The organism is Streptomyces sp. NPDC101166 (assembly GCF_044768125.1).
Lineage (GTDB): Bacteria > Actinomycetota > Actinomycetes > Streptomycetales > Streptomycetaceae > Streptomyces.
This window is the reverse complement of the sequence record NZ_JBIWPF010000161.1, coordinates 1-1,305: the sequence shown is the minus strand read 5'-3', so window position 1 is coordinate 1,305 and position 1,305 is coordinate 1. Positions and strand designations below refer to the sequence as shown.

The following is a 1,305-nucleotide window of genomic DNA, read 5'->3' as shown; positions in this document are numbered from 1 at the left end:
ACATGCGGGTCCTGGAGGCCGTGCAGGACGTGGCGCAGCGAATGATGCTGGGCGACAAGGAGATCAGCGCCGGTCAGCTGGCCGAACGGCTCGGCTTCACCCCGGCCAAGCAGCGCACCCCGGTCCGCGACCTGTCCGGTGGCGAGCGCCGCCGCCTGCAGCTCACCCGCATCCTGATGGCCGAGCCGAACGTGCTGCTGCTCGACGAGCCCACCAACGACCTCGACATCGACACCCTGCAGCAGCTCGAGGACATGCTCGACGGCTGGGCCGGAACCATGGTGGTCATCTCCCACGACCGCTACCTGATCGAGCGCATCTGCGACACCACCTGGGCGCTGTTCGGCGACGGCAAACTCACCAACCTGCCCGGCGGCATCGAGGAGTACCTGCGTAAACGCGCCGCGCTGACCGGCGGCCCGGCCACCCCGGCCCGCTCCGCCGCCCCGGCCGCCACCGCGAATTCCGCTGCCCCGGCCTCGGATTCGGCCGCCTACCGCGCCGCCCGCAAGGAACTCGCCAAGCTGGAACGCGCGCTGGAGAAGCTCACCGACCGCGAGGAGAAGCTGCACGCGGCGCTCGCCGAAGCGGCCACCGAGCCCGACAAGCTGGTCAAGCTGGGCGCCGAACTGAAGCAGGTGCAGGCCGAGAAGGAAACCACCGAAGAGCGCTGGCTGGAACTGGCCGAAGACGCCTGAGCTACGGCGACAACGCCTGAGCTCGAACGACAATCGCCGTTCACCCTGGTGGTGGACGGCGATTGATTGTTTGCGAACGCTGTCGAGGTCTACCCGTGCTGCTCGAGCACCTGCGGGTCCAGCGACGGAACGGGCAGGCAGGTGCGGACGAAACCCGCACCGAACGAGGTCAATTCGACGGTGCGGTAGAGCACCTTGGTGCCGAAGCTCGCCCGCTTGAGCAGCCGTCGCACCTCCGGCATGGCCTCGAGCAGCTGGTACCGGTTGGGGTTGCCCAGCGCTTCGCGGGTCACGTCGAGCAGTCCGAGCCGATCCAGATTGGCCAGGTACTCGTCGATCCGGTTGGGGTAGCGCAGGGCCGCGTCCTCGCCCAGCAGGTTGAACACGCCGCGGTAGGAGCTGCGTCCGGTCTTCACCTCGACCGCGGGCTGCGGCCCGTCCAGGTACAGGTGCCGCACGATGCGCGCCTCGTCGGGCGCGAGTTCGCCCAGGATGCGCGAGTAGGCGGTGTGGTGGTGGGTGTCGTCCTCGGCGTGGAAGTCCGCGGAGCGGCGCAGCAGTTCCGCGCCGCGGGCGCGCAGCAGCGCGGTGTGCCCGGAATCGGTTG

Annotated in this window: 2 protein-coding genes; one reads left to right on the top strand and one right to left on the bottom strand. The window is 69.3% G+C overall.

Annotated features, from left to right (window positions below):
- The coding region (locus ACIRS4_RS37310; RefSeq protein ID WP_404204583.1) for an ATP-binding cassette domain-containing protein at positions 1-698 on the top strand (698 nt) is incomplete at its 5' end.
- Between the two features lie 89 nt (positions 699-787).
- Here ACIRS4_RS37310 and ACIRS4_RS37305 read toward each other — a convergent pair.
- On the bottom strand, positions 788-1,305 hold a 518-nt coding region (locus ACIRS4_RS37305; RefSeq protein WP_404204581.1), incomplete at its 5' end, for an Abi-alpha family protein.